Source organism: Paenibacillus rubinfantis (assembly GCF_001486505.1).
Lineage (GTDB): Bacteria > Bacillota > Bacilli > Paenibacillales > Paenibacillaceae > Fontibacillus > Fontibacillus rubinfantis.
Map to the genome: position 1 here is coordinate 422,345 of NZ_LN909064.1, position 23,605 is coordinate 445,949.

Genomic DNA, 23,605 nt, shown 5'->3' on the forward strand with positions numbered 1-23,605 from the left:
TATTAGGAGGGGTTATTGTAATGAAATTCAAAAAGGCATTGACCTTGATTGCGGCACTGTCCTTGGTGGTTTCGATCACTGCTTGCGGATCAAGCAATAGCGGCAACAACGGAAGCGCGAATGCGCCGGCCAACCAAACCGAAAACACGGGTAATGCAGGCACTGGCGAGAACACTTCGGCTGACTCGATCGTTCCGGAAGACGGCGCTGAGCTGATCATTTGGGAAAGTAAAGAAGAGAAAGTATTTACGGAAGAAATCGCGAAGCAATTTACAGAGAAATACGGCGTTAACGTAAAAATTGAAGAAGTAGCTCCTACTGACCAAATCGGTAAGTTGACGCAGGACGGTCCTTCCGGACTTGCTGCCGACGTCCTGATCGTCCCTCACGATCACTTGGGTAATGCGGCAACCTCCGGCTTAATCCTGCCGAACGACGTGTTTGCCGAAGAAACGACGAAGAACAATACCGAAGCCTCCATTCAAGGGGCAACCTATGACGGCCTGCTGTACGGTTATCCGAGAGCAGCCGAAACGATGGCTCTGTATTACAATAAATCGCTACTTCCTGAGGCTCCTAAAGACTTCAGCGATGTGCTGGAATTTAGCAAAACCTTCACAGATAAGTCCAAAAACAAATACGGCATTATGTGGGAAGTTGGCAACATGTACTTCAACTATCCGTTTATCGCAAGCGCTGGCGGTTACCTGTTTGGCGATAACGGTACGAACCCAGCAGATATCGGGTTGGCAAATGATGGAGCAATTGAAGGCCTGAAAGTATTCCAAAGCATTAAAGCCGCTTTGCCGATCAACAGCGGCGACATCAACCCGGACATCAAACGCAGCTTGTTTAACGAAGGCGACGTTGCGATGGACATCAACGGTCCTTGGGAATTGGCAGGATATAAAGCCGCTCTCGGCGACAACCTGGGTCTGGCTCCGTATCCGACGGTCAATGGTAAAACGGCGATCACATTCTCCGGGATTAAAGTGTGGGTGGTTAACTCCTTTACGAAATATCCAAACGCAGCGAAATTGTTCGCGAACTTTGCTTCTTCGAAAGATGCTCAGCTCTTGCTGAACGAAAAGGTCGGCGCGGTTCCGACGAACCTTGAAGCGCTGGAAGCCGATCAAATCAAAAACGATCCGTACGTATCGGCCTTTGCTGAACAAGCGAAAAACTCGCAACCGATGCCTTCTATTCCGGAAATGTCCAACGTTTGGGCTCCTGTAAACGCAGCGTTCCCAGAAATCTGGAATAATAATGCGGATCCGAAACAAGCTATGGAAGGTGCCATTAAGCAAATTCAAGAGTTGAACAGCGGGGCAGCTGAGTAAGTCAGAACTTACTTTCACCCAGTGAGGAAAGGTTGAGCCCGCCGCTTCTAGCGGCGGGTCAACCTTAATTTCCCAAGGGAGAGGAGAAGGAAGGGAAATGGACCGACACCAACATCGGGATCGGGCGACGCTATTGTCGATATTGTGCATGGGCCTGGGACAACTCTACAATCGACAATATATCAAAGGGTTGTTGTTCGTCCTATTTGAAGCTTTTAGCGTCATTTATTTCATTCGGAACTTAGGATATGCGGTTTGGGGGATCATCACGCTCGGGGAGACGCCTAGAACCGGTGCCAATATGAACGGCAACTGGGATCACTCGATCTTCATCATGATCCAAAGTTTGATTACGCTGCTGTTTGTGGCGGTTTTTATCCTTGTGTATGTCATGAACGTCCGCGACGCCCGCAAAATCGGGCAGGAACGGGACAACGGCAAGAAACCAAATAACTTTAAACAATCGGTACGTTATGTATTGGACTACAAATTCGCTGTTGCATTTTTGAGTATTCCCGCTCTCGGGATTTTATTTTTTACCGTCATGCCGATCATTTTCATGATCTTGCTTGCGTTTACCAACTATTCAGCGCCTAAACATATCCCGCCGGCCATGCTGGTCGATTGGGTTGGATTCGGAACGTTTAAGAATCTGGTGGCGCTCAAGACCTGGAGCCATACCTTTTACGGCGTATTGACCTGGACGATTATCTGGGCGATTTTGTCGACGGTAACAACCTACTTCGGTGGTCTACTCGTAGCTTTGCTGATCAATCAGAAGGGCATTCGCTTTAAAGGGCTGTGGAGAACGATCTTAATTCTTCCTTACGCCATTCCGCAGCTGATCTCGCTGCTTGTGATGAAAAATATGTTTAACGGCCAGTTTGGTCCGATTAACCAGTATCTTGGATACTTCGGGCTGGGCGGACTGCCTTGGCTGACCGACCCGTTCTGGGCCAAAGTAACGGTGATTATCGTTAATATGTGGGTGGGGATTCCGGTCTCCATGCTGCTGATCCTGGGCGTGCTGACAACGATTCCGAAGGACCTGTACGAGGCGGCCGAAGTGGATGGAGCTACCGGGTATCAAAAATTCAGAATCGTCACGCTGCCGATGATCCTGTTTACGACGGCGCCAACGCTGATTACCCAATTTGCCGGTAACATCAACAACTTTAATGCCATCTTCCTGTTGACGGGTGGCGATCCGGTGAAAGGGGATTATCAGTATGCCGGGGCAACCGACCTGCTGGTTACCTGGCTCTACAAACTGACGTTGAACCAAAATAAATACAACATGGCCTCTGCTATCGGGATCATCATTTTCATCATTATCGCTTCGTTCTCGATTTACAACTACCGCAGAACCAAGTCGTTTAAAGAGGAGGATATGATCCAATGAGCGGACGGAAAATACGAAACGCGATTCGGTTGGGCGCCAGCTATATTGTCCTAGTCATTCTGTGTATTGCCGCCGTCTACCCAGTGCTTTGGGTCGTCTTCGGTTCTTTGCGGCCGGGTAAATCGCTGTATAGTAAGACGCTGATTCCGGAGAAATTTACGCTTGACCATTATATCGAACTGTTTACATCGAAAACTTATCTGTTTGGGACCTGGTATTTGAACACGCTGAAAATCGCAGTATTCTCGATGCTCTTGGGCGTACTGCTGACGTTGCTCACCAGTTATGCGATCTCCCGGTTCCGGTTCCGCGGACGCAAAACAGCGCTGTCGGGCTTGCTCGTTCTGGGCATGTTCCCGGGCTTCATGAGTATGATCGCCATTTACCTGCTGCTGCGGGAGCTGCAACTGCTTGATACGCATTTGGCGCTCATCATCGTATATGCGGCGGGTGCGCCGCTTGGCGGGACGTTTATTGCCAAAGGCTTTCTCGATACGATCCCACGATCGCTGGATGAGGCGGCGCGGATTGACGGGGCCAGCAACTTCTTGATCTTCCGGCGGATTATTCTTCCGCTGTCTAAGCCGATGTTGACGTATATGGCGTTAACCCAGTTTGTCGGTCCATGGGTTGACTTCATCTTTGCCCGGCTCGTGCTGCGGACGAAGGAGAATTGGACGCTGGCCGTCGGGATGTGGGATATGGTCAGCAGTAACCAAAACAGTAACTTTACCTTGTTTGCCGCAGGGGCGGTTCTGATCGCTCTCCCGATCACCATCCTGTTCATGTTCCTGCAGCGGCTGCTTGTTGACGGCTTAACTTCAGGCGCCAGCAAAGGATAATGCAGTAAGCGGGTTAAAGACACCTGGGTATGGCCTCAGTCTTGCGGGGCTATGCCCTTTTTTTATACATATTTCAAAAGGGGATGCGGGGTATGAAGAAGCTTCGCGATCATAAAAATTGGAATTCCGTGGGCTTAAAAATGTTTGTCATCGTATTTGCGGCGGTTGTGACGTTATCAGCGGTGTTGGGGTTCAGCTCCTACCGGGCGTCGCGGGACATCATCCGGGAACAGGTGGCCTCGGCTTCCACTCAAGCAGTGGAACAGGCGGCGGACAAGCTTGATTTCCTGTTGGAACAATACGAAGCTTCCTCTCGGCAATTGGCTGTGGATCAGACGCTGCGGAGCGATCTGGAGACGGTCACCCAGCCGGGAATCGGAACGGTCGCTAAAACGCAAGCCGAGGACCGAATCCGCAAAAAGCTTGATGGGCTGAAGGGAACCGACAATCGCCTGCAGGGGGTACGTCTGGTCGCCAAAGGTCTGGAAGACGTCAAGTCGTATAAGTCCTCGGGCGTAAGTTCGATTCGCTCGGACGAGGCGGTGGAAGGCCGGGTGAAAGCCGTGCTGGAGGCGGAAGGCGAACCCGTATGGTTTCCGGCACTGCAGAAAGGCTTCTTCGACGCTTATACCGAGCCTACGATTACGATGGCCCGCCTGCTGCGGAACATGAACCATCCGGAGGCGGAATACATTCTGCTGTTCGAGATCAAAGCGCAGGCGCTGGGGGACATTCTAGGCAACCTGCAAATCGGGAAGTCCGGTCAGGTGCGGGTGCTTACCGCCGACAACCAAATTGTCCATGCGGTCGATCCAACTCTTTTGGAGACGGAATCCGTGATTAAGGTGGATGCCCAGTTGGCTGAAACGGGAGAAAGCTCATTCCAGGCGGTGGACGAGCAGGGGGTACAGCAGCTCGTCGTATTTCGGCCGCTGAAAACGGTCGATTGGCGGATCGTCGGGTATGCCCCGGAGAGCGACTTCTTGAGCGCGGCTGATCGGCTGCTGGTGGTGATGGGATTTGTTTTACTGGGTGCCGTGGTGGTTGCGGTGCTGATTGGATACTTGCTGGTGCGCATGGTCGGTCGGCCTTTGGAGAAGCTCTGCCGGTTGATGGAGGAAGGCGAGCGCGGGAATCTGCAGGTTCGCACGCGTTTTAAGGGGAAAGACGAAATCGGGCGACTGGGACACAGCTTCAATCGAATGCTGGAGCAAATCTCCAAGCTGGTGGAACGAACCAGCGTGTCGGCCGTGGAATTGTTGGCTACTGCGGAGAATCTGACCAAAGCGTCGCGTGACACGTCACAAACCGCCGCCGAAATCGCGCAGGCTACCGGAGAAATTGCAGCGGGAGCCGAAAGCTTGGCCGCGGAGGCGGAGAAAGGAACCGAGACGGCGGAGCGGATCGGCGATCAAATGGGCCGGGTCGCTCGCCTCAACGCTGCGATGGATGCGTCCGCCGGCCGCGTCATCGAGGTCAGCCACAAAGGGGAAGCGTATATGGAGCAGTTGGTGGAGAAGACCGAATCGGTGTCTCACATGACAACGCTGCTGGAGGAAAATTCGGACAAGCTGAGCCAAAGCACCCGCTCAATCCGCTCAATCCTTGCGCCGATGGTGGAGATGACGAAGCAAACGAATATTTTGTCGCTGAACGCGTCGATCGAAGCGTCCCGCGCCGGCTCGGCCGGCAAAGGGTTTATGGTCATCGCCGGGGAAATCCGCGAGCTCGCTGCCGCTTCGGGGGAATCGATCCAAACCGTATCGGCGATTACCGAGGAGATCCAGGAGGCGATTGGACAAACGGTCGAGGTGCTGACGGGAATATCTCCGCTGTTTGCGGCGCAAACGGAGGCTGTCAAAGAGGCGGCCGGCATCTTCCAGAATGTCAAAGGGGAAATGGAGCGATTCGTGACGGAAATCCGGAGCTCGTCCGCTTCCGTTCAGGAGCTGCTGCATTCGCAATCGATCCTGCAGGATTTTGTGGATACAGTGAGCTCGGTCGTAGAACAAACGAACGCCTCCACCGAAGAGGTCGCCTCCATGTCTCAAGAGCAGCACCGGGTCAGCGCCGGATTAGTGGATTTGTCTGCGCGGCTGGAGGATTTGGCAACGCAGCTGCAGCGCTCGCTAAGCGCGTTCCAGGGGGAGGGCGTCGCGAATTCATAACGCAAAAACGCTTCGGCGGAAGGAAGCCTGCGCTTTCCTTCGACGCCGAAGCGTTTTATTTTTGATGGAGCCTTACTCCAAAATTGCTGTCGAGTATGCGGGGAGCGTCAGCGTGTTCCCGCTAAGCCCTGTTCCTTCCCCCGTTTCCGCCAGCACTTGGGTAAAGTTCTTGCCGCCCGCTTGACCCGGGCCCAAGGTGAACGTAAGCTCGCTGCCGGTTAAGTTGTGAGCGACCAGCACGGCCTGATCTTCGGTTACTCGTACATAAGCCGTAATCCCCGGCTGGTCCGTTGGATATTCCTGAATTGCGCCGTCTTTAAGCGCGGGAATCCCGTTACGCATCCGGATCAATTTGCGGTAATGCGACAGCAGGGAGTCGGAGTTACCGGTTTGCTCGCTGACGCTGAGGCCTTTTTTGCCGGCATTGTTCTCTGCGGCCTCCCAGGTCGTTTGCCCTTCGCTGTCGTCCTGCGTCCAACGCATCGGCTCGCGGATTAGCTCGTCAGGCTTCGCGCCAAACATTCCGATCTCCTCGCCGTAATAAATAAACGGATTACCGGGAAGCGTCAGCAGCAGGCTCGCAGCCATCTTCGCATGCGGCACATCTCCCTCCAGCTGGGTCATCACCCGGTTCTGGTCATGGTTGGTCAGGAACGTGGCATCAACGAAGGTGCCGCTGGACTTTTCGCTATACAGCTTATACGTACGCTCCAGTGTAAATGGGATGTTTGCGTCCTTTTCGTTCTTCACGCTGCTGAGGATCGTCTCGGCGAGGCTGAAGTTAAATCCGGAATCCAAGGCCCCGTCCAGATAAGAGGAAATCAGCGCCGCTGAAGGATCCCATACCTCTCCGACGAGATAAACGTCGGGTTTGGTTTCGTTGAGCCCGCTGCGGAACTCCTGCCACCAAGCTACGTTTTTGTTGGTGGTTTCCTGGCTTTTGTCCGTCTGCAGATCTTCGTAGATATGCTTCGCAGCGTCAAGGCGGAAGCCGTCCAGACCTTGCTCCAGCCAGAATTTTCCCGTCTCGATCATTTCTTTCCTCACTTCCGGGTTATCGAAATTGAGATCGGGCATCCCCTCCCAGAAAATCCCGAGGTAATGGTCACCGCGCAAGCTATGCCAAGGGTTGCCGCTGCCTGCGGCACTGGAGCCGGACGTGGCACGACCGCTGTCCTCGGCCCAGACGTACCAATCCCGGTACGGACTGCTTGGATCGGCAGCCGATTCGGTGAACCAAGGGTGCTCCTTGCTGGTATGGTTCACAACCAAGTCCATAATGACTTTGATTCCACGCTTATGCGCTTCTTCCATAAAGGTGCGGAAGTCGTCCAGCGTACCGTATTCCGGGTTGATGTTGCGGTAGTCGGTGACGTCGTAGCCGTGATAGCTTGGCGAAGGATTGATCGGCATCAGCCAGATGCCGCCGATTCCCAGGTCGGTATCGGTGTCCGGGTTCCCGTCGTTTAAGTAGTCCAGCTTGCTCGTCAATCCCTTGAAGTCGCCGATGCCATCGCCGTTGGAGTCGGCAAAGGAACGGACAAACACTTCATAGAAAACCGTTGACGGCTGAGGGTCCACCGCATCGGCTTTTGCATTTTGACTTGAATCTGCTGGTGTCTCAGCGGCGGGTTGGTTTGACTCCGAGGCGGCATCGGAACCGCTTGGAGATCCGGTGCAGCCCGCCAGCAGAAGCAGAATGAGGACAGCGCTTCCAAACCGCCGCAGCACCGTTCGCCGGGGGAGGTTATGGATTGGCATGATCATCTTCCTTTCCAAAGTACCTTTTTTCATCATCATACCTGACCTGACGAGAAAGATAAAACGTTTGCACAAATGAAAACAGCGAATAAGGTGCATTTACCAAGCTTTACCTGAATATATCTTAATTATTCTAAGGGATTCTTCTTATTTCAGAAGAATGCTGTCATTTGTTAAGGTAAAATCAAATATTGGCGCATAATTTAACTCAAAATCATCCAATTATGGAGACTTAACACTAAAATAAGTCTGCGCAAACGTTATGAATGGAGATGACAAGCCTTGTTAAAATTAATCCTATCAAAATACTCGTATATGTGATATCATACGATTTGTAATTCGCATCCGGGCGTTTGCCTAGGTTGGTGCGAATACGAATTTATGGACTATTTTTCAGGGGGAGATTAGGTTATGGATACCTTGCGTATCATCATTAATGTAGCCGTTATGCTGGTGCTGATCGGCGTGCTGATTTGGATGCAGAAGAAGCACGTTTCTTTTACAAAACGGGTATTTACCGGGCTGGGCCTTGGTCTGGTGTTTGGGGTTATTCTTCAATTGTCCTACGGAGCGGGCTCCGAGGTGATCGCGAAATCGACCGATTGGTTTAACCTGGCGGGCCGCGGTTACGTTGGGCTGCTGCAGATGGTCGTGATTCCGCTGATCATGGTTTCGATCATTTCGGCGATCATGAACCTCAAGGGCAAGCAAAACCTGGGGAAAATGAGCGGCTTGATCATCGCGGTACTGTTGATTACGACAGCTATCGCAGCGAGCGTCAGCATCGTGACGAGCTTGAGCTTCGATCTCAAGGCGATCGAAATCCAGGCGGGCGATCGGGAGCAGGCGCGCGGGACGGCGCTGGAGGAACGGCTTGGTTCGGTGGAAGACAAGACGATTCCGCAGCAAGTACTGGACTTCATCCCAACTAATCCGTTTGCGGATATGACCGGCGCACGGAGTACTTCAACCTTGGCGGTCGTGATTTTCTCGGCATTTATCGGGGTGGCGGTACTGGGGCTGGATAAGAAGAAGCCAGAGCAAGCAGACACGTTCCGTAAAGTGGTTGAGGCGGTTTACGCGGTCGTTATGCGGATCGTTACGCTGGTATTGCGCTTAACGCCTTACGGCATCCTGGCGCTGATCACAAACGTGGCAGCCACGACCAATGCCGAAGAGATTTTGAAGCTGATCAAGTTCGTGGGGGCTTCCTACGTCGCATTGATCGTGATGTTTATCATTCATCTGATTTTGTTGGCTGCTTTCGGCTACAATCCGATTCAATATGTACGTAAAGTATTCCCAACATTGGTGTTTGCGTTCACCTCGCGTTCGAGCGCCGCAACGATTCCGCTGAATGTGGAAACGCAGACGAAACGACTGGGCGTTCCGGAAGGGATCGCCAACCTGTCGGCCTCGTTTGGCGCAACCATCGGGCAAAACGGCTGCGCTGGGATTTATCCGGCGATGCTGGCCGTCATGATCGCTCCAACCGTAGGGATCAACCCGCTGAGCTGGGATTTCATCCTGACGCTGATCCTGGTCGTCACCATCAGTTCGTTTGGGGTTGCTGGTGTTGGCGGCGGGGCAACGTTCGCTTCGCTGATCGTATTGTCGACGATGAACCTGCCGGTTGCGTTGGCGGGCCTCTTGATCTCCGTCGAACCGTTGATCGACATGGGCCGGACCGCCCTGAACGTCAACGACTCGATCACCGCCGGCGTGATCACCGGTAAGATTCTGGGCGAGAACGACACCGAGGCGTTCAAACGCGACGTTGATCTGGATGTCGTGACCGCTTAATCAATAGCATAGGAATAGCAAAACGAACCGCTGGGCGTGGCCTGGCGGTTTTTTTTTATTGCGAGTGTAATGAATGTTGTGTTTTAAACGTATTAACATGCGGATGGCTTGAAGGCGGCATCCTGCCGCGCGGGGGAAGCGGCCTTACGCCATCCGTCCCTTGGAGAAAGGAGGGGGAAGAAGCATGCTGCAGCAGCGCGCGCTGTATCCGGCGATGAACGAGCAGGACAAGCGGGATCAGGAAGAGCGGAGAGCCGTAACGGCCGAAACGGAGTTTGACGCGATTTTTGAAACCTACTATACCCGAATTTTTAAATATATCCGCTTCCGGGTGGACTGCGAGTATACGGCGGAGGATTTGACCAGCCAGGTGTTTGAGAAGGTGTTGACCCGTTATGATACCTTTCGTGCGGATCGCTCCCCGTTAGAGGCTTGGCTGATTGCCATCGCCCGCAATACGGTCAACGATTATTACCGCAGGCAGCAGAGACGGAAGTTGTTTTGTCTGGATCTGTTTAGCGAGTCGGCCTCTCGGGAGCAAGGACCGGAGGCTCGATCCCTCACTCGGGAAACCGCGTCGGAATTGAACCGGGCCTTGCAAAAGTTAAAGCCCCAGGAACGGCATATTCTTGCGCTTAAATATGGAGCGGGGCTGAAAAATGTCCAAATTGCCGAATTTACAGGCTTGCGTGAAAGTCATGTCGGCGTGATGTTGTTTCGCGCCACGAAAAAATTAAAGATGGATCTCGAAAGGGAGAATGGAAATGGATAACCAACAACCAGATCGTCATTTTGAGAAGGATTTGGACGCGGTGATGGATGGGCAGGAGGTCCCTGCCAGCGGATCTGGCGATTATGCAGAGGTGCTTGCCTTTGCAAATACACTTGCCGCAGCCGACTTCGGCGCGGGGGAACATAAAGAGGCCGTGAAGCAGCGGATAGTGAGTCAGGCCGCCGCCCGGCGCGTGGCGCGCAGACTAACCGGTCGCAAGGTTGCCGGCGGCGCGGCAGTTGCTGCAGCGTTAGCCCTGGTGATCGGGATCGGATTTGCGCCTTCGTCGTTTGCCAGCGGTCTTCTGGACCGGATCATCTCCACCGTGACGTTAGGGCATATTACCGTTTTTCAGGTAGCGGCACCTTCGGAGGAGGCCGCCTTCCCGTTGCCGGAAGCTTTGCAGGGCAAGGTGTTTACGGAGGACGGCCAACCCATCACCGAATGGAACTCGCAAACGGGGCCGTTGTATACAGCGGAAGGCGAGGAGATTGCCGGAGTGGCGAACGGGGAAATCGTAACCAAGGCTCAAGCCGAGGCGAGGGATAAAGAAGGGATTCGCACGCTGACCAACCCGGCGGAATTAAGCAAATCTACTGCTTTCCAGGTGAAGCTGCCGTCGTACTTGCCAGAAGGGTATGCGTTTAGTCGAGCCGAGCTCTATCTGGATGAACAAGGGATAGCGAGTCCGAAATACATCAGTTTGTATTTTGACGAAGCGGGCACCGGAAACGAAATCTACATGCAACAGCGGCTCGCCGATGAAGAAACCGCGTATTCCAGCTCTACGGAGAATGAGATCAAGCCCATCAAGATTGGCGATGCGGATGCGGTGATCATGGATGGGAACTCGATCGCCTGGGAAGCGGACGGAGTGATGTTTGACCTGGTCGCCCAAGGATTGGACGAGAGCGAATTGATCCGGGTCGCGGAGTCTTTGGAGTAGGGGGAGGTTGGCTTTTGTAGATAGCAGAGAACAAACCGGCTCGCGATAGCGGCCGGTTTGTTTGTGCTGCTGCAGAATCGTAGCAGGAAGTGGCTCGGATGAGTGACGGAATGTCCGGTCGGATGAGTGACGGAATGACCAGTCTGGATGAGTGAAGGGATGACCAGTCTGGATGAGTGACGGATTGACCAGTCTGGATGACTGGGGGAGTGAGCAGTCGGATGACTGGGGGAGTGAGCAGTCGGGTGAGTGGCGGAATGTTTGGTCGGATGACTAAGGGAGTGAACAGTCGGGTGACTGACGGAATGTCAGGTCGGATGACAGACGGATTGTCCAGCTCGATGATTAACCGATTGCCTGACCTTTGTCCGACCGGACCTTTCGCTAACGGACCTGAGAGACCTTATTCGCCTGAAATAAGGCCGACTCCACTTCTAACGGACCTGAGCGCCGCTATTTGACCTCAAAAGCTACGTATGTCGCTCAAAAACCCCAAATAAGGTCTCTCAGGTCCGTTACATTTTGAGATACCGGCTTTTTAGCGAAATAACGGCGCTGTGGTCCGTTAGAGTGTTCAACCGGACATAATCACTTCCTTCATGGCATGAAGCTTTAGCCGGAACGAAGAGGAATCAGTTAATGACGATGTTCTTCTCCTCGAACTTGATCTCGGACGGTTTCTCGGGTGTAGTTGGGGGAGAAGTGGTGCCGTTGATGGTAAGTCCGCCATTTCCATTCATTGCGATTGCACCATTGGAGTAGATAGAACCGTTTAAAACTGCCGAAGAAGAATGACTATCCATAGTGACTGAACCATCCGCATACAGCATAAATTGGTTGTCTGCCCCGCTTAGCTTAGGGTTAACAGCACCAGAGCTATAGAGGTTGCCGGCAACTAGATCGGAATCCAAGTTTAAGGTTTGTTGGGCTAAATAAAGCATCTCCCCGCCAATATACATATCGCCTTCGACCGTAGATTGTCTGTTCACGTCAGACTTTTGGAATGTAAACTGCTTTGCTGTCCAAATATATCCGTCTGCAGATAATGAGCCGTTAAAGGTGACATTTTCGAAGAAAAAAATATTCCCCGAGGCTTTGATCAAGGTTCCGGGAGAGATATTTGCATGACCGCGGATGATTAGGTCCCCATGAACTTCGATAGTCGATCTTCTATGAATATTAACGTTATTAAAAACGGTGGTTTGCGAATAACTTCTAGTCGTATTGGAGTCGTTCGAATTGATTGTAAGATCCGGATAATTGCCGTTCGAATATTTGTTTTTTACGATTGCGGCCTCCGAATTTACTTTAGAGAAAACAGTTGGAAAGTTGATTTTTTCGGGACTTTTTAAGCTGGTTCCGCCCGGTATAGTCGGAGATACGAGAACTCCATTAATGACGGATCGATTGTTGGCGACTGATCCGTGTGAATAGACATTTCCATTGATCTTCATATCGTTTAACGTCAACGCTCCATAACTAACCACCGCATATCCCCCCGTTCCGGTTCCTGGTGAGGGGTTGCCGGGAGTGAAGGAAAGGGTGATCTCCACCTTCCGCCGATAGGTTTGCGTGACTTGGTCCGATACCCCGTCGGCTTTAACAATCGCAATGTACCGCTGGTTTTCGTTGTCCAAGGTTACCGTGCCGGGCTCCACGTATTTGTCGGCGGCGACTTTGACATCGTCGAGCGTCAACTTGTCTTTGTCCTTCAACGCCATCACGGCTGCTCTGAGCTCGGAAAGCTTGATCAACAGCTTCGTTTCGCCGTCGGCCTGGGCGGAGACGATATCTTCGGAGACGTTCACCATGCCTTGGGAGTTCGTTACCGACTGCATGACCAACGTGCCGATCACGAGCAGTATCGCAACTAGCAGCAGCACGGAAACCAAGGCATACCCCTGCTCTTGGCGGATAACGGCTTGTCCTCGTCCTTTCATCCCTTAAGCACCTCACGATATCAGTTTTATCGAAACGAACAGATAGATCGGCTCCACCTTGGGCTCATCCTTCAGCGCCACTCGAAGGTTCACCTGTAAATCGTTGGGGCCCCTGGAGAAAGTAGTGCCGGTCAGGTCCAGCTTTTCGTCACTGAAACGGGTACCGTCCAGAAGAAGCTGGCCCCCATCCAACTTAACGCGGATTGTCTTGGTAGATTCCGTAAGTGCGTCGGTCACCACCTCGGCTTGAAACTGCGTAAACGTGCCGGAACTCGAGATCGACACCGCATTCCGCAAGTTCGCCTGAAGCGCGGAGCTTAGCGTGATCGCTTTATTGCGCAGCTGCGCTTCATGATTCACCCGGCCGAAAGCAAACAGCGACGTCGTCAGCACGGTTGACACTAAAATGACCAGCAGTCCGGATAAAGCTAAAGCGGCCAGCAGCTCTACCAACGTAATCCCGTCTTCTCTACGAAAGAACTGCAAACGCTGCTTCATGGGGCGTTCCCTCCAGCGGCGGACATATAGGTCTTTTTGACGGCGCTGGTTACTGAGACGTGATGCCTATACTTGCCGGATCCCTGGGAAGGATCAGGCTGCCAGTAGGCCGTTACGGTGACATACAAGATGTCGGGATTTGAAGGATATTTAGAACTACGGTCACTGACCTCGGCCTTTAAGAGATAAGGACCTTTAATCTGATCGGGCAGCGTTCCTGGGGGGCGGCTGGCCAAGGCTTGCAGCTGTGTAAACTCCATAACTTGAACCTCATGCAGCCGGGCATTAGCCAAATGCGTCGCAGAGAGACGTTGGTTCGTAAGCTGACTTTGCGAGGCGCTGTTCGTAAAATAGGATAAAAAATATAAGCTGACGATCGAGAGAATAACTAACGCAAGGGCCACTTCAAGCAACGTCAGACCCTCTTCCCGGGCAATCGCATGCCGAAGGGAAGATTTTTTTTGACGGAAGGCGGACATCATGACCATCCACTCGCTTTCAAAACAGGATAAAAAATGTAGAGCCCTGGCACCCGTTAGGGAGTTCTGTCGAACTATGTAGACTAGGTATATTTTACTATAAAAATGATAGCATCGTTTTTGATAAAGGTATATAATCGTTAGTAAAATTGCAATTGTTTAATTTTTCCTCTTGTAATCTATCAATTGAACTGAGTTAGAGAAATAGGTCCTTTGAACTAACTCTGAAACTGGCTGTTCAGCACCTGAAATTTTTAATTTCATAACACTCCGACAGGGATGAGGTGAACCATGTACACGATCAAAAAAAGGTTGGGTGAACTTCTACTGGAATCCGGAATTATTACGGAACAGCAGCTGCACACCGCTCTGGAGGAACAGCAGCAGACGAAGAAAAAACTCGGCGACGTCCTGCTGGCGCAAGGCCACCTTACAGAGCACCAGCTCATCGAAGTGTTGGAATTTCAGCTTGGCATCCCGCATATCACCTTGTCGAGGTTTCAAATTGATGCCAAATTGAGTCAGGTTATTCCGGAGCAAATGGCTAAAAGGTATCAAGTGCTCCCGATCCGCGTAGATGGGCGCAAGCTGATGGTTGCGATGGCCGATCCCCTGGATTTGTTTGTCATCGACGACCTTCGAATGAGCACCGGTTTTACGATCGAACCGGCGATTATTTCACGGGGCGAGTTGCAGCGGGGAATTGCCCGGCTGTATGGCCTGCAGGACTCCATGAACGAAATGATCAAGGATCTCGGGACCAGCGCAGCTCAGATCGACGTTGAGGATTCCGTGATCTTGGGCGAGGATTCGCCGGTTGTCCGGCTGGTACAGCAAATGATTGAGCAGGCAGTACGGCTCGGCGCGAGCGACATCCACGTCGACCCGATGGAGACGCAACTCGCGATCCGCTACCGGATCGACGGACAGCTGCGCAATGAGCGTACGGTTCCGAAGTCGATGCAGGGCGTCATCATCGCCAGGTTGAAGATCCTGGGCAACTTAAACATCGCCGAACGGCGGTTGCCGCAGGACGGGCGGATCAAGATGCTCGTGGACGGCAAGCCGATCGATATTCGCTTGTCCTCCCTGCCGACTGTACACGGGGAAAAAATCGTCATGCGTCTGCTCGACTTGGCCGATGGCGTGAAAGGCTTGGACAAGCTGGGTATGACGGAGTCGGCGTTAAGCCTGTTCCGGCGTATGATCGAGAAGCAGCACGGCATGGTTCTGCTGACCGGACCGACGGGGAGCGGGAAGACGACTACCTTGTATTCGGCGTTGCAGCACTTGAACCGAGAGGAAACGAATATTATTACGGTTGAAGATCCGGTGGAGTACATGCTGGACGGAGTGAATCAAATGCAGGTGCATCCGGCTGCAGGATTGACGTTCGCCAGGGGGCTGCGCTCCATCTTGCGTCAGGATCCCAACATTATCATGGTGGGGGAAATCCGCGACCTGGAAACGGCGGAGATTGCGATCCGTGCTTCGTTAACCGGTCATCTCGTATTTTCAACTTTACATACCAATGATGCGATAAGTACGGTCGTTCGGCTGCGCGACATGGGCATTGAACCGTACCTGATCGCCTCGTCGCTGATCGGGGTTGTCGCCCAGCGGCTGGTGCGCTGTATCTGCCCGGATTGCAGAGCAGCTTATACACCCGATCGGCAAGAAACGATCTATCTGGAACGGCTGGGGATTCAAACGGACAAGCTATACCGCGGCACCGGCTGCGGGACCTGCGGCAAAACCGGCTATCGCGGCCGGATCGCGGTGCATGAAGCGCTGCTGTTCGGCGACGACCTGCGATCTGCGATCGTGGACGGCCGATCGATCCACGAGCTTCGCCGAATGGCGAAGGAGCAAGGGATGACACCGCTGTTTGCAGACGGGATCCAGAAAGCGCTGGAAGGCCGAACCACCCTGCAGGAAATCATCCGCGAAGTGGAAGAGGAAGAACGATGAATCGGGAGGATATCGTAACGAACGAAGCGTTTAACGGGTTGCTGAAGCAAGCATTTGACGCCGGCGCTTCTGATTTGCACGTGACGGTGAATTCACCGCCGGTGCTGCGGATCGACGGGACCCTGCAGGCGTTGGGTGAGGAGCTGCTGTCTCCATCTATGCTGGAGCAGATTGTGCAGGAGCTCATGAGCCCGGAGCAATACAGGAAGTTCTCGGAGCAGGGAGAGCTGGATTTCTCTTACGGGATACAGGGGATCTCCCGGTTCCGTATTAACGTTTTTCGGCAGCGGGGTTCGATCAGTATCGCGGCAAGGGTAATCTCGCCTTCGGTTCCGGCCTTCGAGACGTTACATTTGCCACCCGTGCTGCTGAAGCTGGTTCAGAAACCGCAAGGCTTGTTTCTGGTCACCGGCCCGACCGGAAGCGGGAAATCGACGACCCTGGCTTCGCTGATCGATCATATCAACCATACGCAACGCAAGCATATCGTTACACTGGAGGACCCGATCGAATATCTGCATCGCCATGATCAGTCGATCATCAATCAACGGGAAGTGGGATTGGATACGCTGTCGTTTGATAACGGCCTTCGGGCGGCGCTTCGCCAGGACCCGGATATCATTCTGGTCGGCGAAATGCGCGATCCCGAAACGATCCGTACGGCGATTACGGCGGCCGAAACCGGACATCTCGTCTTTGCCACCCTGCACACCGCCGATGCGCCGCAGACGATCGATCGGATTATCGATGCTTTTCCGCCAGCCCAGCAAGGGCAGATCCGGATTCAGCTCGCTTCGGTGTTACTGGCGATCCTATCGCAGCGCCTGCTGCCGTCCCGCAGCGGGAAAGGGCGCGTCTGTGCGACGGAATTGCTGCTCAACCCGCCGGCGGTGAGTAACCTGATTCGCTCGGAGAAGGTACACCAGATCCGAAGCGTGATGCAGACGAACTTCCAATTGGGGATGCACACGTTGGAAATGAGTCTGCGCGAGCTGCTGCGGCAGGGCGCGGTGGATGAAGCTTCGGCCCGGCCGTACTTGACGGAAAGCTCCCTCTGATTGACAGGGGGCGTGCGAAGACAGATGCGAGAAGCGGAAGGACAGATGCCAGATGCCCCAATACGTATATCAGGGCAGGGACAGGGTGGGGAAACAACGCAAAGGGGCTTTGCAAGCCCCCGATCGGACCACCGCGCTTGCCGAGTTAAAGAGGCAGCAAATCGTTGTGACAGGTCTACGCGAGAAACGGGAGACCGTTTGGAATAAAGAGTTTTACCTGGGCAGCCCGGTCAAAAACGAGCAATTCGTTGTATTTTGCCGGCAATTTGCCACGATGATCAAGGCGGGGATTTCCATCGTTGAAGCCACCGCGATTCTGGCGGAGCAATCCGACAGCAAACCGCTGAAGAAGACGCTGGCCGAGGTGGCGGCCGAGCTTCGCAAGGGAAATACGTTCTCCGGGGCGATCTCGGCGTATCCGCGGATCTTTCCAACGATCTTCGTGCACATGATCCGTGCGGGGGAAGAGGCGGGCAGCATGGAGGAGACACTGGAGCGGCTGGCCGTGTATTTTGAGAAAGCGCATGTCACCCGGGAAAAAGTGAAGTCGGCAATGACTTATCCGCTGATTGTCAGCGTGATGGCCGTGTTTGTTATCCTCTTTTTGCTGAAATTTATGATTCCGCGGTTTCAAGCGATGTTCGCTCAACTGGGCGGCGATCTGCCCGCGATTACGAAGTTTACGCTTTCGCTCAGCCGTAGCCTGGAACAGTATTGGATCGTATGGTTATTGGCCGCGCTGGCGGTGGTGACTGCGGTTTACCTGCTCCTCAGGTGGGAGCACGGAGCGTATACCTGGGATTACATGAAGCTCAAGGCTCCGGTGTTTGGAATGTTGAATCGGAAAAGCGCAATCGCCCAGCTGACGCGGACACTGTCCTCGCTGTTTGCTAGTGCGGTACCGGTGCTGCAGGCCCTGGCTATCGTGGAGAAGGCGGTGGGCAACCGGGTGATCGGAGCCACGTTGCGGGAATGCCAGGCGTCCCTTCGCCAAGGGCGTCCACTGTCCGAGCCACTGCGCCAATCGTGGGTGTTTCCGCCGCTGGTGACCCAGATGATTCGAGTGGGCGAGGAGACGGGTTCCATTGATACGATGCTGGCCAAGGTGGCCGATTTCTACGAACGCGATGTCGAGAACACCGTGGACAAGCTGAAGCAGCTGATCGAGCCGGTGATGATTCTTTTGCTGGCCGGCGTAGTTGGCTTTATCGTAGCTTCGGTGATGATCCCGATGCTTAGCTTATATCGAAATATCAGTTGAAATCGGGTTTAGACCCCAATGACTAATTATTTTAGGAGGTTAATCATTATGACCGCACTTATCCAACGTATTCAACGCTTGCGCAAGGAAGAAAAGGGGATTACGCTCGTCGAATTACTGGCGGTTATCGTCATTATCGGGGTAATCGCCGCGATCGCGGTGCCGTTGATCTCGGGGCTGCTGGACGACACGAAGGCCAACGCTAGATCCGCGACAGCGAACCAGCTGTATGAAGCGGCGAGATTGAGATCGATTACGAAGAATAATGGGGAGATTACGGGGACGCATACGTTGACTGACTTGGTTAGAGACCATTATATCCAAGGCGGCTTGACAGATCCGAAATCGGGGAGAAATTTAGCCGATGCGACAACGGTAAATTTAGGGAATGTTAGCTCCGGGACGCTTGTCACGCTCGTTGTCTCCGGGGGCGATACGATTAACTTCACTGCAGATGACTTGAAGAACGGTAAACCGGGTACACCGAAGACGCCATAATGGACGCTAATCTGCTCCTGACGGTGCTGAATGCTGCCGGCGGGCTGGCCTTGGGGCCGGCCCTGGCGCGCTACGGGCGCGCTGGGCGCGCTTGGCGGCGGCGGTCTGCTGCTGCTGATCGCCCTCCTCACCTCCGGGAAGGGGATGGGGATGGGCGACGTGAAGCTGCTGACCGTCTTTGGCTGGGTCGTCGGCTTTCCCGGCGTGCTCCTGGCCTTGTTTCTGGCCAGTGCGGCCGGCGCGGCCGCCGGACTGCTCCAACTGGCGCGGGGCCGCAGAAGCCGCGGCCAGACGCTGGCGTTTGGTCCCTTTTTGGCGATCGGCACCCTGGTGGTTTACATGTATGGAAAGGAGATCATCCATTGGTATCTGCAAAACGTCATTCCTCTTTACTGAGCCGGCGGCCGGCCCACATCGGCATTACGATCGATGAGGATGGCATCCGTTACGTCAAATACAACCCCAAACGCGGAACCGTGGAACGTGCCGGCTTGCTGCCGGTGGATGCCGAGTTGAACGAGGATGGGGTTCCCGATGTGACCGGGTTAACCGAGATGGTGAAACGCTGGGCGAACCGCCGAGGGATTGCCGGGAAGAAGGTCCGCTTGGCCGCCCCCACCTCCCAATCGTTTATCCGATTGCTCCAGGTTCCCAAGGTCAGCAAAAGGCAGCAGCGGCGCGTCACCGAGCTGGAGATCGAAGGCAGCATCCGTCTGCCGTTTGAGGATCCGGTCATTGATTATCATTGGATGGAGGACCACAGCCGGGAGGAGGAGGGGCTGCTCACGTTTGTGGCCGCCGTACCGCGTCCGGTCATTCAGGAGCTGGTATCGTCGCTGGAACAAGCGGGACTTCGCCTGGAAGCGGTCGATTTGGCGACCATTGCGCTTTCGCGCATCCTCCAGCAGCAGCGCTTGCTTGGGGCGTCCACCAATGTGATGGCGATCAATTTCAAAGCCAAAGAAGCCGAGGTCTACACGTACCATCAGGGACTGCCCGATTTCGTGCGCACGTTTCCCTTGGAGCCGATGTCTGGGGACAAGCTGAATACATGGCGGTATGGGGAGATCGTCTCCTCTGTGACCCGGATTATGAATTTCTATGAATATACGCTGCATGAAGGGCATGAACGGGTGCAGAGCATCGTGATCGCCGGCGCCGCGCCGGACAAGGCGGAGATCGCTCGTCAGTTATCGGCGGCCTTTGATCAGGTGAGCGTGGCCGAAGTCGATTTGTCTCCGTATTTTGCCGGTCAGGAAATCGTCGATCAAGGCAGCTATGCCATTGCCCTTGGCCTCGCGATGAAGGGAGCGGAGAGCCGATGATCGAGATCAATTTGCTGCCTCCCAAACCACGCCCGGCTTCGGCCGGACTATTTCTGCCGGTCCTGCTGCTGCTTGCCGGGCTTGGGATCTGTGCCTACTTCGGGTACGCGTATTGGGGCGTTCATGAAGAGGCCGCTGCATGGACAACGTCAATCGCCGAAACGGACCGGCAGCAGGCTGAGCTGCAAAGCGAGTTGCAAAGTATGGGAGCCTCGGAGTTTGGCGCCGCAGGCATCGAGCTGATCGACAAGCTGAGTGAGCAGCGACCGGATCTCAAGACGCTGATCGGCACTCTGGAAGCTCCGCTGCCAACCGGCGGCACGCTCGAAACCGTTCGATTTAGCGGGACCGGCCTGACTTGGACCTGCCGATTTGCCAGCTTGGGCCAAGCCAGCGCCTACTCCTCTGCGCTCCGTGAACAGCCGGGACTCCGCGGGGAGCTGATTCAATCGGTGAAGGAGCTGCCGGGCCAGGGATACATCGGTACGTTTGAACTCAAGCCGGGAACGGAGACGGCGGAACAGGCAGGTGACAGCGAATGAATGCGGAACATCGCTCTGGAACGGCTGGAGCCCGTTGGATCCTGGCAGCCGCCTTGGTGATGCTGGCGGCGGGATCGTTTTATTTCTGGGGTTACCAACCGGAGGTGGAGAAAATCGCTAGCCTAAAGTCCAATCACGAAGAGAAACGGCTGTTTCTGCAAAAGACCCGGGCGATCGTGGAGGCCAAACGAGCGGAATTGGCGGCGGAGAGTACTTCAGCTGACACGATGGAACGAGAGGCTGCCGTGCCTGGCGAATCCGATCGGGAGGGCATCTTGTTGGATCTCGAACAAGCGGCTAAATCCGCTGGTGTACAAATCCAAGAAGTCGTTTTTGAGGCGCCGGGGATCGGAGCTCTGTCTGAAGCTTCGGCCGAGACCTTGCCGACTGACAGTCTCTCGACGCTGGATGAGAATCTGTCTGCCGGTGTGGACCTCCTGTCCGCCCTCTCAACTTCCATAAACGGCTCTCCTGCCGCGATGGGGGAGCTGGGACTGCTGCAGGAAGTCGACCTGACCGCGGCGGGCTTCTCCTCGCTGTCGCTGCGGTTAACTCTTCGAGGGACGTTAGCCGAGGTCAAGAGTTTTGCTGCAGCTGTGCAAAGTGCCAAGCGATTATACGTCGTCCAGTCCTTCGAATACGGGAAGGAAGAAGCGTTGGTGAGCGAAACGGCAGCATTTCGGTTGGTGGCTTTTTATCGTGAATAAATGGAAACCAGGGCCCTTTTCAGGGCTTGCGAAGCACTCCGGCCGTTGGGTCGGGGTTCTTTTTTTGCAAATCCATATCATTCCTTGATACTTTTTGGTATGTTCACCGTATAAATAACTATAATGCTGAAAGGTGGTGCAACAGGGGGATGGAAATGTGGGCAATTTGGCTCATCGTCGCCGGAATCTTATTAGTGCTTGAGATGATGACGATGACTTTTTACCTGCTATGGCTCTGCATCGGTTCGCTGGTTGCGGCAGCCGTGGCTTTGGTGGCCCCCGAAGCTTACTTCTGGCAGGTTGTTGCGGGCTGTCTGGTCGCTTTGGTCCTGACGGTATTTACGAAACCGCTCTCCAGAAAATTTCGTGCAGCAAAAGGGTTTAAGGATATCGGTACCGAACTGGTAGGGAAGCAAGGCATCGTCGTAGAACCGATTGAACCCGGGCAATACGGCATCGTGAAGGTAGGGGGAGATTCGTGGAGCGCTACGGCGACTGTCCCGATCGGCCGGGACGAGAAGGTCCGGGTGCTGGAACGAAGCAGTACAATAATTGAAGTAGAACGATGGGAGGAAATTTCTTAATGCAATGGGCAATTATCGCGGTCATTGTCGTTGTTGTCGTCGTATTTATCTCATTGACGGTCAAAATCGTCCCGCAGCAACGGGTGGGCGTCGTCGAACGTCTCGGTAAATTCAACCGCTTGCTGACACCGGGTCTGAACGTGCTCATCCCGGTCATCGACCAGGTGCGGACGTATCACGATTTGCGGATTCAACAAACCAATGTGCCACCACAAACCGTAATCACCAAGGATAACGTTCAAGTCCAGATCGACACGATTATTTTCTATCAGGTTGTCAATCCGGAGCAAGCGACGTACGGGATCTCCGACTTCGTCTACGGGGTGCGGAACATAACGACGGCAACCCTGCGTCAAATCATCGGTAAGATGGAGCTGGACGAAACGTTGTCCGGTCGGGAAAAAATTTCGACGGATATCCGGACTGCGTTGGACGAAGCGACCGAGAAATGGGGCGTACGGATCGAGCGGGTGGAAGTGCTCGACATTCGGCCGCCGGTGGACATCCAAGAAGCGATGGACAAACAAATGAAGGCCGAGCGGAACAAACGGGCGATCGTGCTCGAGGCCGAAGCCGCCAAACAAGATATGATCCTGCGCGCGGAAGGCGACAAGCAAAGTAAGATCCTGAAAGCGGAAGGCGACAAGGAAGCGCGGATTCGCGAAGCCGAAGGCTTCCGTCAAGCCCAGGAGCTTGAGGCGCTCGGGGAAGCAAAAGCCATCGAGTCGGTTGCTGCCGCCGAAAAAGCGCGGATCGAAATGCTGCGCGACGCTGCCCTGAACGAAGCGGTCTTGGCGTACCAGTCCTTCGAAGCGTTGAAGGAAGTAGCGAAGGGACCGGCGAACAAGGTGTTCATCCCGTCCAATGCGATCGAAACGCTGGGAAGCCTTGGCGCAATCAGCGAAGTCTTCAAAGCCGGCAAAGACGGCAAATAAACGTATTTACCCTAAGAACCCGGCAAGAGAATGGGGTGGCCCCCATTCTTACCGGGTTCTTTTTTTGGCTACACCGTTCGGAGTTCTCTCTAAAGATCCCCTTCTTCACCCAGGGGTTAACACCGGCAGCTATAAATGTAAGGAGGACATCGCAATGAATGTGTTAGTTATCAACGGCCACCCGGACCCCGAGGCTTATTGCGCCGCCTTGGCAGGGGCTTACCGGGACGCCGCAGCATCCCAGGCCGGCGCAAAGGTTCGGGAAATCGACTTAAGCCGGATCACCTTCAACCCGAATTTAAAATACGGGTACCGCCAAAGAACGGAGCTGGAGGAGGAACTTCAGGAAGCGCAGGAGATGATCCGCTGGGCAGATCATCTGGTGATCGTCTATCCGACGTGGTGGGGGACGATGCCAGCGGTGTTGAAGGGATTTTTTGACCGCGCCTTTTTACCCGGGTTTGCCTATCAACATCGGCCGAATTCCTTGCTTTGGGATAAACTCCTGAAGGGGAAGACCGCCCATCTGATCGTGACCATGGATACGCCGTCTTGGTACAATCGCTGGTTCTATCATCGCGCAGGGCACCGGGTGATGAAAAACAACATCTTGGGTTATTGCGGCATCAAGACAGTGCGGATTACGGAGTTGAATAGGGTCTCCGCTTCCCAGGAAACGACACGCATGAAATGGTTGGAGAAAGTGAAGAAGCTGGGCTCTGCGCTAGCCTAACTCAAAAAAACCGCCCGATGAACTCATCGGGCGGTTTCTC

The 23,605-nt window shown here is 54.0% G+C and carries 22 protein-coding genes; 18 read left to right on the forward strand and 4 right to left on the reverse strand.

The features are described 5' to 3' along the window. Positions 1 to 20 precede the first annotated feature (20 nt). The 4 genes from BN3277_RS10115 (at position 21) to BN3277_RS10130 (ending at position 5,752) form a co-directional block, all read left to right on the forward strand. Entirely contained in the window at positions 21 to 1,340 is a 1,320-nt protein-coding gene (locus BN3277_RS10115; RefSeq protein WP_059042246.1) for a sugar ABC transporter substrate-binding protein, read from the forward strand. 97 nt (positions 1,341 to 1,437) lie between these two features. Further along, the gene (locus BN3277_RS10120; protein ID WP_059042248.1) at positions 1,438 to 2,742 is read left to right on the forward strand and encodes a carbohydrate ABC transporter permease; all 1,305 of its coding nucleotides are present in this window, start codon (positions 1,438 to 1,440) and stop codon (positions 2,740 to 2,742) included. Then, a complete protein-coding gene (locus tag BN3277_RS10125; protein WP_059042250.1) occupies positions 2,739 to 3,584 on the forward strand; it encodes a sugar ABC transporter permease in 846 nt (281 codons plus the stop codon). The genes BN3277_RS10120 and BN3277_RS10125 overlap by 4 nt, the downstream gene beginning before the upstream one ends. Positions 3,585 to 3,676: 92 nt before the next feature. After that, positions 3,677 to 5,752: a methyl-accepting chemotaxis protein gene (locus BN3277_RS10130; RefSeq protein ID WP_059042252.1), complete on the forward strand. Its 2,076-nt coding sequence runs from the start codon at positions 3,677 to 3,679 to the stop codon at positions 5,750 to 5,752. Positions 5,753 to 5,824: 72 nt separating this feature from the next. Here BN3277_RS10130 and BN3277_RS10135 read toward each other — a convergent pair whose 3' ends face one another. Continuing rightward, positions 5,825 to 7,513 (reverse strand): alpha-amylase family glycosyl hydrolase, encoded by a 1,689-nt coding sequence (locus BN3277_RS10135; protein WP_059042254.1) that lies wholly within the window; start codon positions 7,511 to 7,513, stop codon positions 5,825 to 5,827. A 411-nt stretch (positions 7,514 to 7,924) separates the two neighbouring features. Between BN3277_RS10135 and BN3277_RS10140 the strand changes: the two genes are divergently transcribed. From BN3277_RS10140 to BN3277_RS10150, 3 genes are all read left to right on the forward strand, one after another. Continuing rightward, positions 7,925 to 9,316: an L-cystine transporter gene (locus BN3277_RS10140; protein ID WP_059042256.1), complete on the forward strand. Its 1,392-nt coding sequence runs from the start codon at positions 7,925 to 7,927 to the stop codon at positions 9,314 to 9,316. Positions 9,317 to 9,500: 184 nt separating this feature from the next. Continuing rightward, positions 9,501 to 10,088 (forward strand): sigma-70 family RNA polymerase sigma factor, encoded by a 588-nt coding sequence (locus BN3277_RS10145; protein ID WP_059042258.1) that lies wholly within the window; start codon positions 9,501 to 9,503, stop codon positions 10,086 to 10,088. Next, positions 10,081 to 11,034 (forward strand): DUF4367 domain-containing protein, encoded by a 954-nt coding sequence (locus tag BN3277_RS10150; RefSeq protein ID WP_059042263.1) that lies wholly within the window; start codon positions 10,081 to 10,083, stop codon positions 11,032 to 11,034. The genes BN3277_RS10145 and BN3277_RS10150 overlap by 8 nt, the downstream gene beginning before the upstream one ends. Before the next feature lie 632 nt (positions 11,035 to 11,666). On the opposite strand, the gene BN3277_RS10155 is transcribed toward BN3277_RS10150, so the two are convergent. Genes BN3277_RS10155 through BN3277_RS10165 form a run of 3 tightly spaced genes read right to left on the reverse strand, consistent with a single transcriptional unit; the run spans position 11,667 to position 13,885 of the window. Continuing rightward, positions 11,667 to 12,974, reverse strand: a complete 1,308-nt coding sequence (locus BN3277_RS10155) for a hypothetical protein (RefSeq protein WP_059042265.1) — start codon at positions 12,972 to 12,974, stop codon at positions 11,667 to 11,669. A 12-nt stretch (positions 12,975 to 12,986) separates the two neighbouring features. Then, positions 12,987 to 13,472: a prepilin-type N-terminal cleavage/methylation domain-containing protein gene (locus tag BN3277_RS10160; protein WP_059042267.1), complete on the reverse strand. Its 486-nt coding sequence runs from the start codon at positions 13,470 to 13,472 to the stop codon at positions 12,987 to 12,989. Next, on the reverse strand, positions 13,469 to 13,885 hold the full coding sequence (locus BN3277_RS10165; protein ID WP_157688709.1) for a type IV pilus modification PilV family protein: 417 nt from the start codon (positions 13,883 to 13,885) through the stop codon (positions 13,469 to 13,471). Before BN3277_RS10165 ends, BN3277_RS10160 begins: the two co-directional genes overlap by 4 nt. Positions 13,886 to 14,242: 357 nt before the next feature. Between BN3277_RS10165 and BN3277_RS10170 the strand changes: the two genes are divergently transcribed. The 11 genes from BN3277_RS10170 to BN3277_RS10220 all read left to right on the forward strand — a co-directional run bounded on the left by BN3277_RS10170 (position 14,243) and on the right by BN3277_RS10220 (position 23,565). Beyond that, a complete protein-coding gene (locus BN3277_RS10170) occupies positions 14,243 to 15,922 on the forward strand; it encodes a GspE/PulE family protein (RefSeq protein WP_059042271.1) in 1,680 nt (559 codons plus the stop codon). After that, entirely contained in the window at positions 15,919 to 16,980 is a 1,062-nt protein-coding gene (locus BN3277_RS10175) for a type IV pilus twitching motility protein PilT (protein ID WP_059042273.1), read from the forward strand. The genes BN3277_RS10170 and BN3277_RS10175 overlap by 4 nt, the downstream gene beginning before the upstream one ends. Positions 16,981 to 17,065: 85 nt before the next feature. Further along, positions 17,066 to 18,241: a type II secretion system F family protein gene (locus tag BN3277_RS10180; RefSeq protein WP_232436382.1), complete on the forward strand. Its 1,176-nt coding sequence runs from the start codon at positions 17,066 to 17,068 to the stop codon at positions 18,239 to 18,241. A 48-nt stretch (positions 18,242 to 18,289) separates the two neighbouring features. Continuing rightward, the gene (locus tag BN3277_RS10185; protein ID WP_059042275.1) at positions 18,290 to 18,739 is read left to right on the forward strand and encodes a prepilin-type N-terminal cleavage/methylation domain-containing protein; all 450 of its coding nucleotides are present in this window, start codon (positions 18,290 to 18,292) and stop codon (positions 18,737 to 18,739) included. A 30-nt stretch (positions 18,740 to 18,769) separates the two neighbouring features. Then, on the forward strand, positions 18,770 to 19,135 hold the full coding sequence (locus BN3277_RS25520; RefSeq protein ID WP_059042276.1) for a prepilin peptidase: 366 nt from the start codon (positions 18,770 to 18,772) through the stop codon (positions 19,133 to 19,135). Continuing rightward, a complete protein-coding gene (gene pilM, locus BN3277_RS10195; RefSeq protein ID WP_059042277.1) occupies positions 19,102 to 20,064 on the forward strand; it encodes a type IV pilus biogenesis protein PilM in 963 nt (320 codons plus the stop codon). Before BN3277_RS25520 ends, pilM begins: the two co-directional genes overlap by 34 nt. Next, positions 20,061 to 20,606 (forward strand): hypothetical protein, encoded by a 546-nt coding sequence (locus tag BN3277_RS10200; protein ID WP_059042279.1) that lies wholly within the window; start codon positions 20,061 to 20,063, stop codon positions 20,604 to 20,606. Before pilM ends, BN3277_RS10200 begins: the two co-directional genes overlap by 4 nt. Beyond that, entirely contained in the window at positions 20,603 to 21,313 is a 711-nt protein-coding gene (locus tag BN3277_RS10205) for a hypothetical protein (RefSeq protein ID WP_059042281.1), read from the forward strand. The genes BN3277_RS10200 and BN3277_RS10205 overlap by 4 nt, the downstream gene beginning before the upstream one ends. 149 nt (positions 21,314 to 21,462) lie before the next feature. Further along, the gene (locus BN3277_RS10210; RefSeq protein WP_059042283.1) at positions 21,463 to 21,897 is read left to right on the forward strand and encodes an NfeD family protein; all 435 of its coding nucleotides are present in this window, start codon (positions 21,463 to 21,465) and stop codon (positions 21,895 to 21,897) included. After that, positions 21,897 to 22,832, forward strand: a complete 936-nt coding sequence (locus tag BN3277_RS10215; RefSeq protein ID WP_059042285.1) for an SPFH domain-containing protein — start codon at positions 21,897 to 21,899, stop codon at positions 22,830 to 22,832. Before BN3277_RS10210 ends, BN3277_RS10215 begins: the two co-directional genes overlap by 1 nt. 154 nt (positions 22,833 to 22,986) lie before the next feature. Continuing rightward, positions 22,987 to 23,565 carry an NAD(P)H-dependent oxidoreductase gene (locus tag BN3277_RS10220; RefSeq protein ID WP_059042287.1) on the forward strand — a complete coding sequence of 193 codons (579 nt, stop codon included), beginning with the start codon at positions 22,987 to 22,989 and terminating at the stop codon, positions 23,563 to 23,565. Positions 23,566 to 23,605: the final 40 nt, after the last annotated feature.

Excerpts from the sequence above, each read along its gene's own strand:
- BN3277_RS10115 (WP_059042246.1), top strand. The coding sequence starts at position 21 with ATGAAATTCAAAAAGGCATTGACCTTGATTGCGGCACTGTCCTTGGTG.
- BN3277_RS10120 (WP_059042248.1), top strand. The coding sequence starts at position 1,438 with ATGGACCGACACCAACATCGGGATCGGGCGACGCTATTGTCGATATTG.
- BN3277_RS10125 (WP_059042250.1), top strand. The coding sequence starts at position 2,739 with ATGAGCGGACGGAAAATACGAAACGCGATTCGGTTGGGCGCCAGCTAT.
- BN3277_RS10130 (WP_059042252.1), top strand. The coding sequence starts at position 3,677 with ATGAAGAAGCTTCGCGATCATAAAAATTGGAATTCCGTGGGCTTAAAA.
- BN3277_RS10135 (WP_059042254.1), bottom strand. The coding sequence starts at position 7,513 with ATGCCAATCCATAACCTCCCCCGGCGAACGGTGCTGCGGCGGTTTGGA.
- BN3277_RS10140 (WP_059042256.1), top strand. The coding sequence starts at position 7,925 with ATGGATACCTTGCGTATCATCATTAATGTAGCCGTTATGCTGGTGCTG.
- BN3277_RS10145 (WP_059042258.1), top strand. The coding sequence starts at position 9,501 with ATGCTGCAGCAGCGCGCGCTGTATCCGGCGATGAACGAGCAGGACAAG.
- BN3277_RS10150 (WP_059042263.1), top strand. The coding sequence starts at position 10,081 with ATGGATAACCAACAACCAGATCGTCATTTTGAGAAGGATTTGGACGCG.
- BN3277_RS10155 (WP_059042265.1), bottom strand. The coding sequence starts at position 12,974 with ATGAAAGGACGAGGACAAGCCGTTATCCGCCAAGAGCAGGGGTATGCC.
- BN3277_RS10160 (WP_059042267.1), bottom strand. The coding sequence starts at position 13,472 with ATGAAGCAGCGTTTGCAGTTCTTTCGTAGAGAAGACGGGATTACGTTG.
- BN3277_RS10170 (WP_059042271.1), top strand. The coding sequence starts at position 14,243 with ATGTACACGATCAAAAAAAGGTTGGGTGAACTTCTACTGGAATCCGGA.
- BN3277_RS10175 (WP_059042273.1), top strand. The coding sequence starts at position 15,919 with ATGAATCGGGAGGATATCGTAACGAACGAAGCGTTTAACGGGTTGCTG.
- BN3277_RS10185 (WP_059042275.1), top strand. The coding sequence starts at position 18,290 with ATGACCGCACTTATCCAACGTATTCAACGCTTGCGCAAGGAAGAAAAG.
- BN3277_RS25520 (WP_059042276.1), top strand. The coding sequence starts at position 18,770 with ATGCTGCCGGCGGGCTGGCCTTGGGGCCGGCCCTGGCGCGCTACGGGC.
- BN3277_RS10200 (WP_059042279.1), top strand. The coding sequence starts at position 20,061 with ATGATCGAGATCAATTTGCTGCCTCCCAAACCACGCCCGGCTTCGGCC.
- BN3277_RS10205 (WP_059042281.1), top strand. The coding sequence starts at position 20,603 with ATGAATGCGGAACATCGCTCTGGAACGGCTGGAGCCCGTTGGATCCTG.
- BN3277_RS10210 (WP_059042283.1), top strand. The coding sequence starts at position 21,463 with ATGGAAATGTGGGCAATTTGGCTCATCGTCGCCGGAATCTTATTAGTG.
- BN3277_RS10215 (WP_059042285.1), top strand. The coding sequence starts at position 21,897 with ATGCAATGGGCAATTATCGCGGTCATTGTCGTTGTTGTCGTCGTATTT.
- BN3277_RS10220 (WP_059042287.1), top strand. The coding sequence starts at position 22,987 with ATGAATGTGTTAGTTATCAACGGCCACCCGGACCCCGAGGCTTATTGC.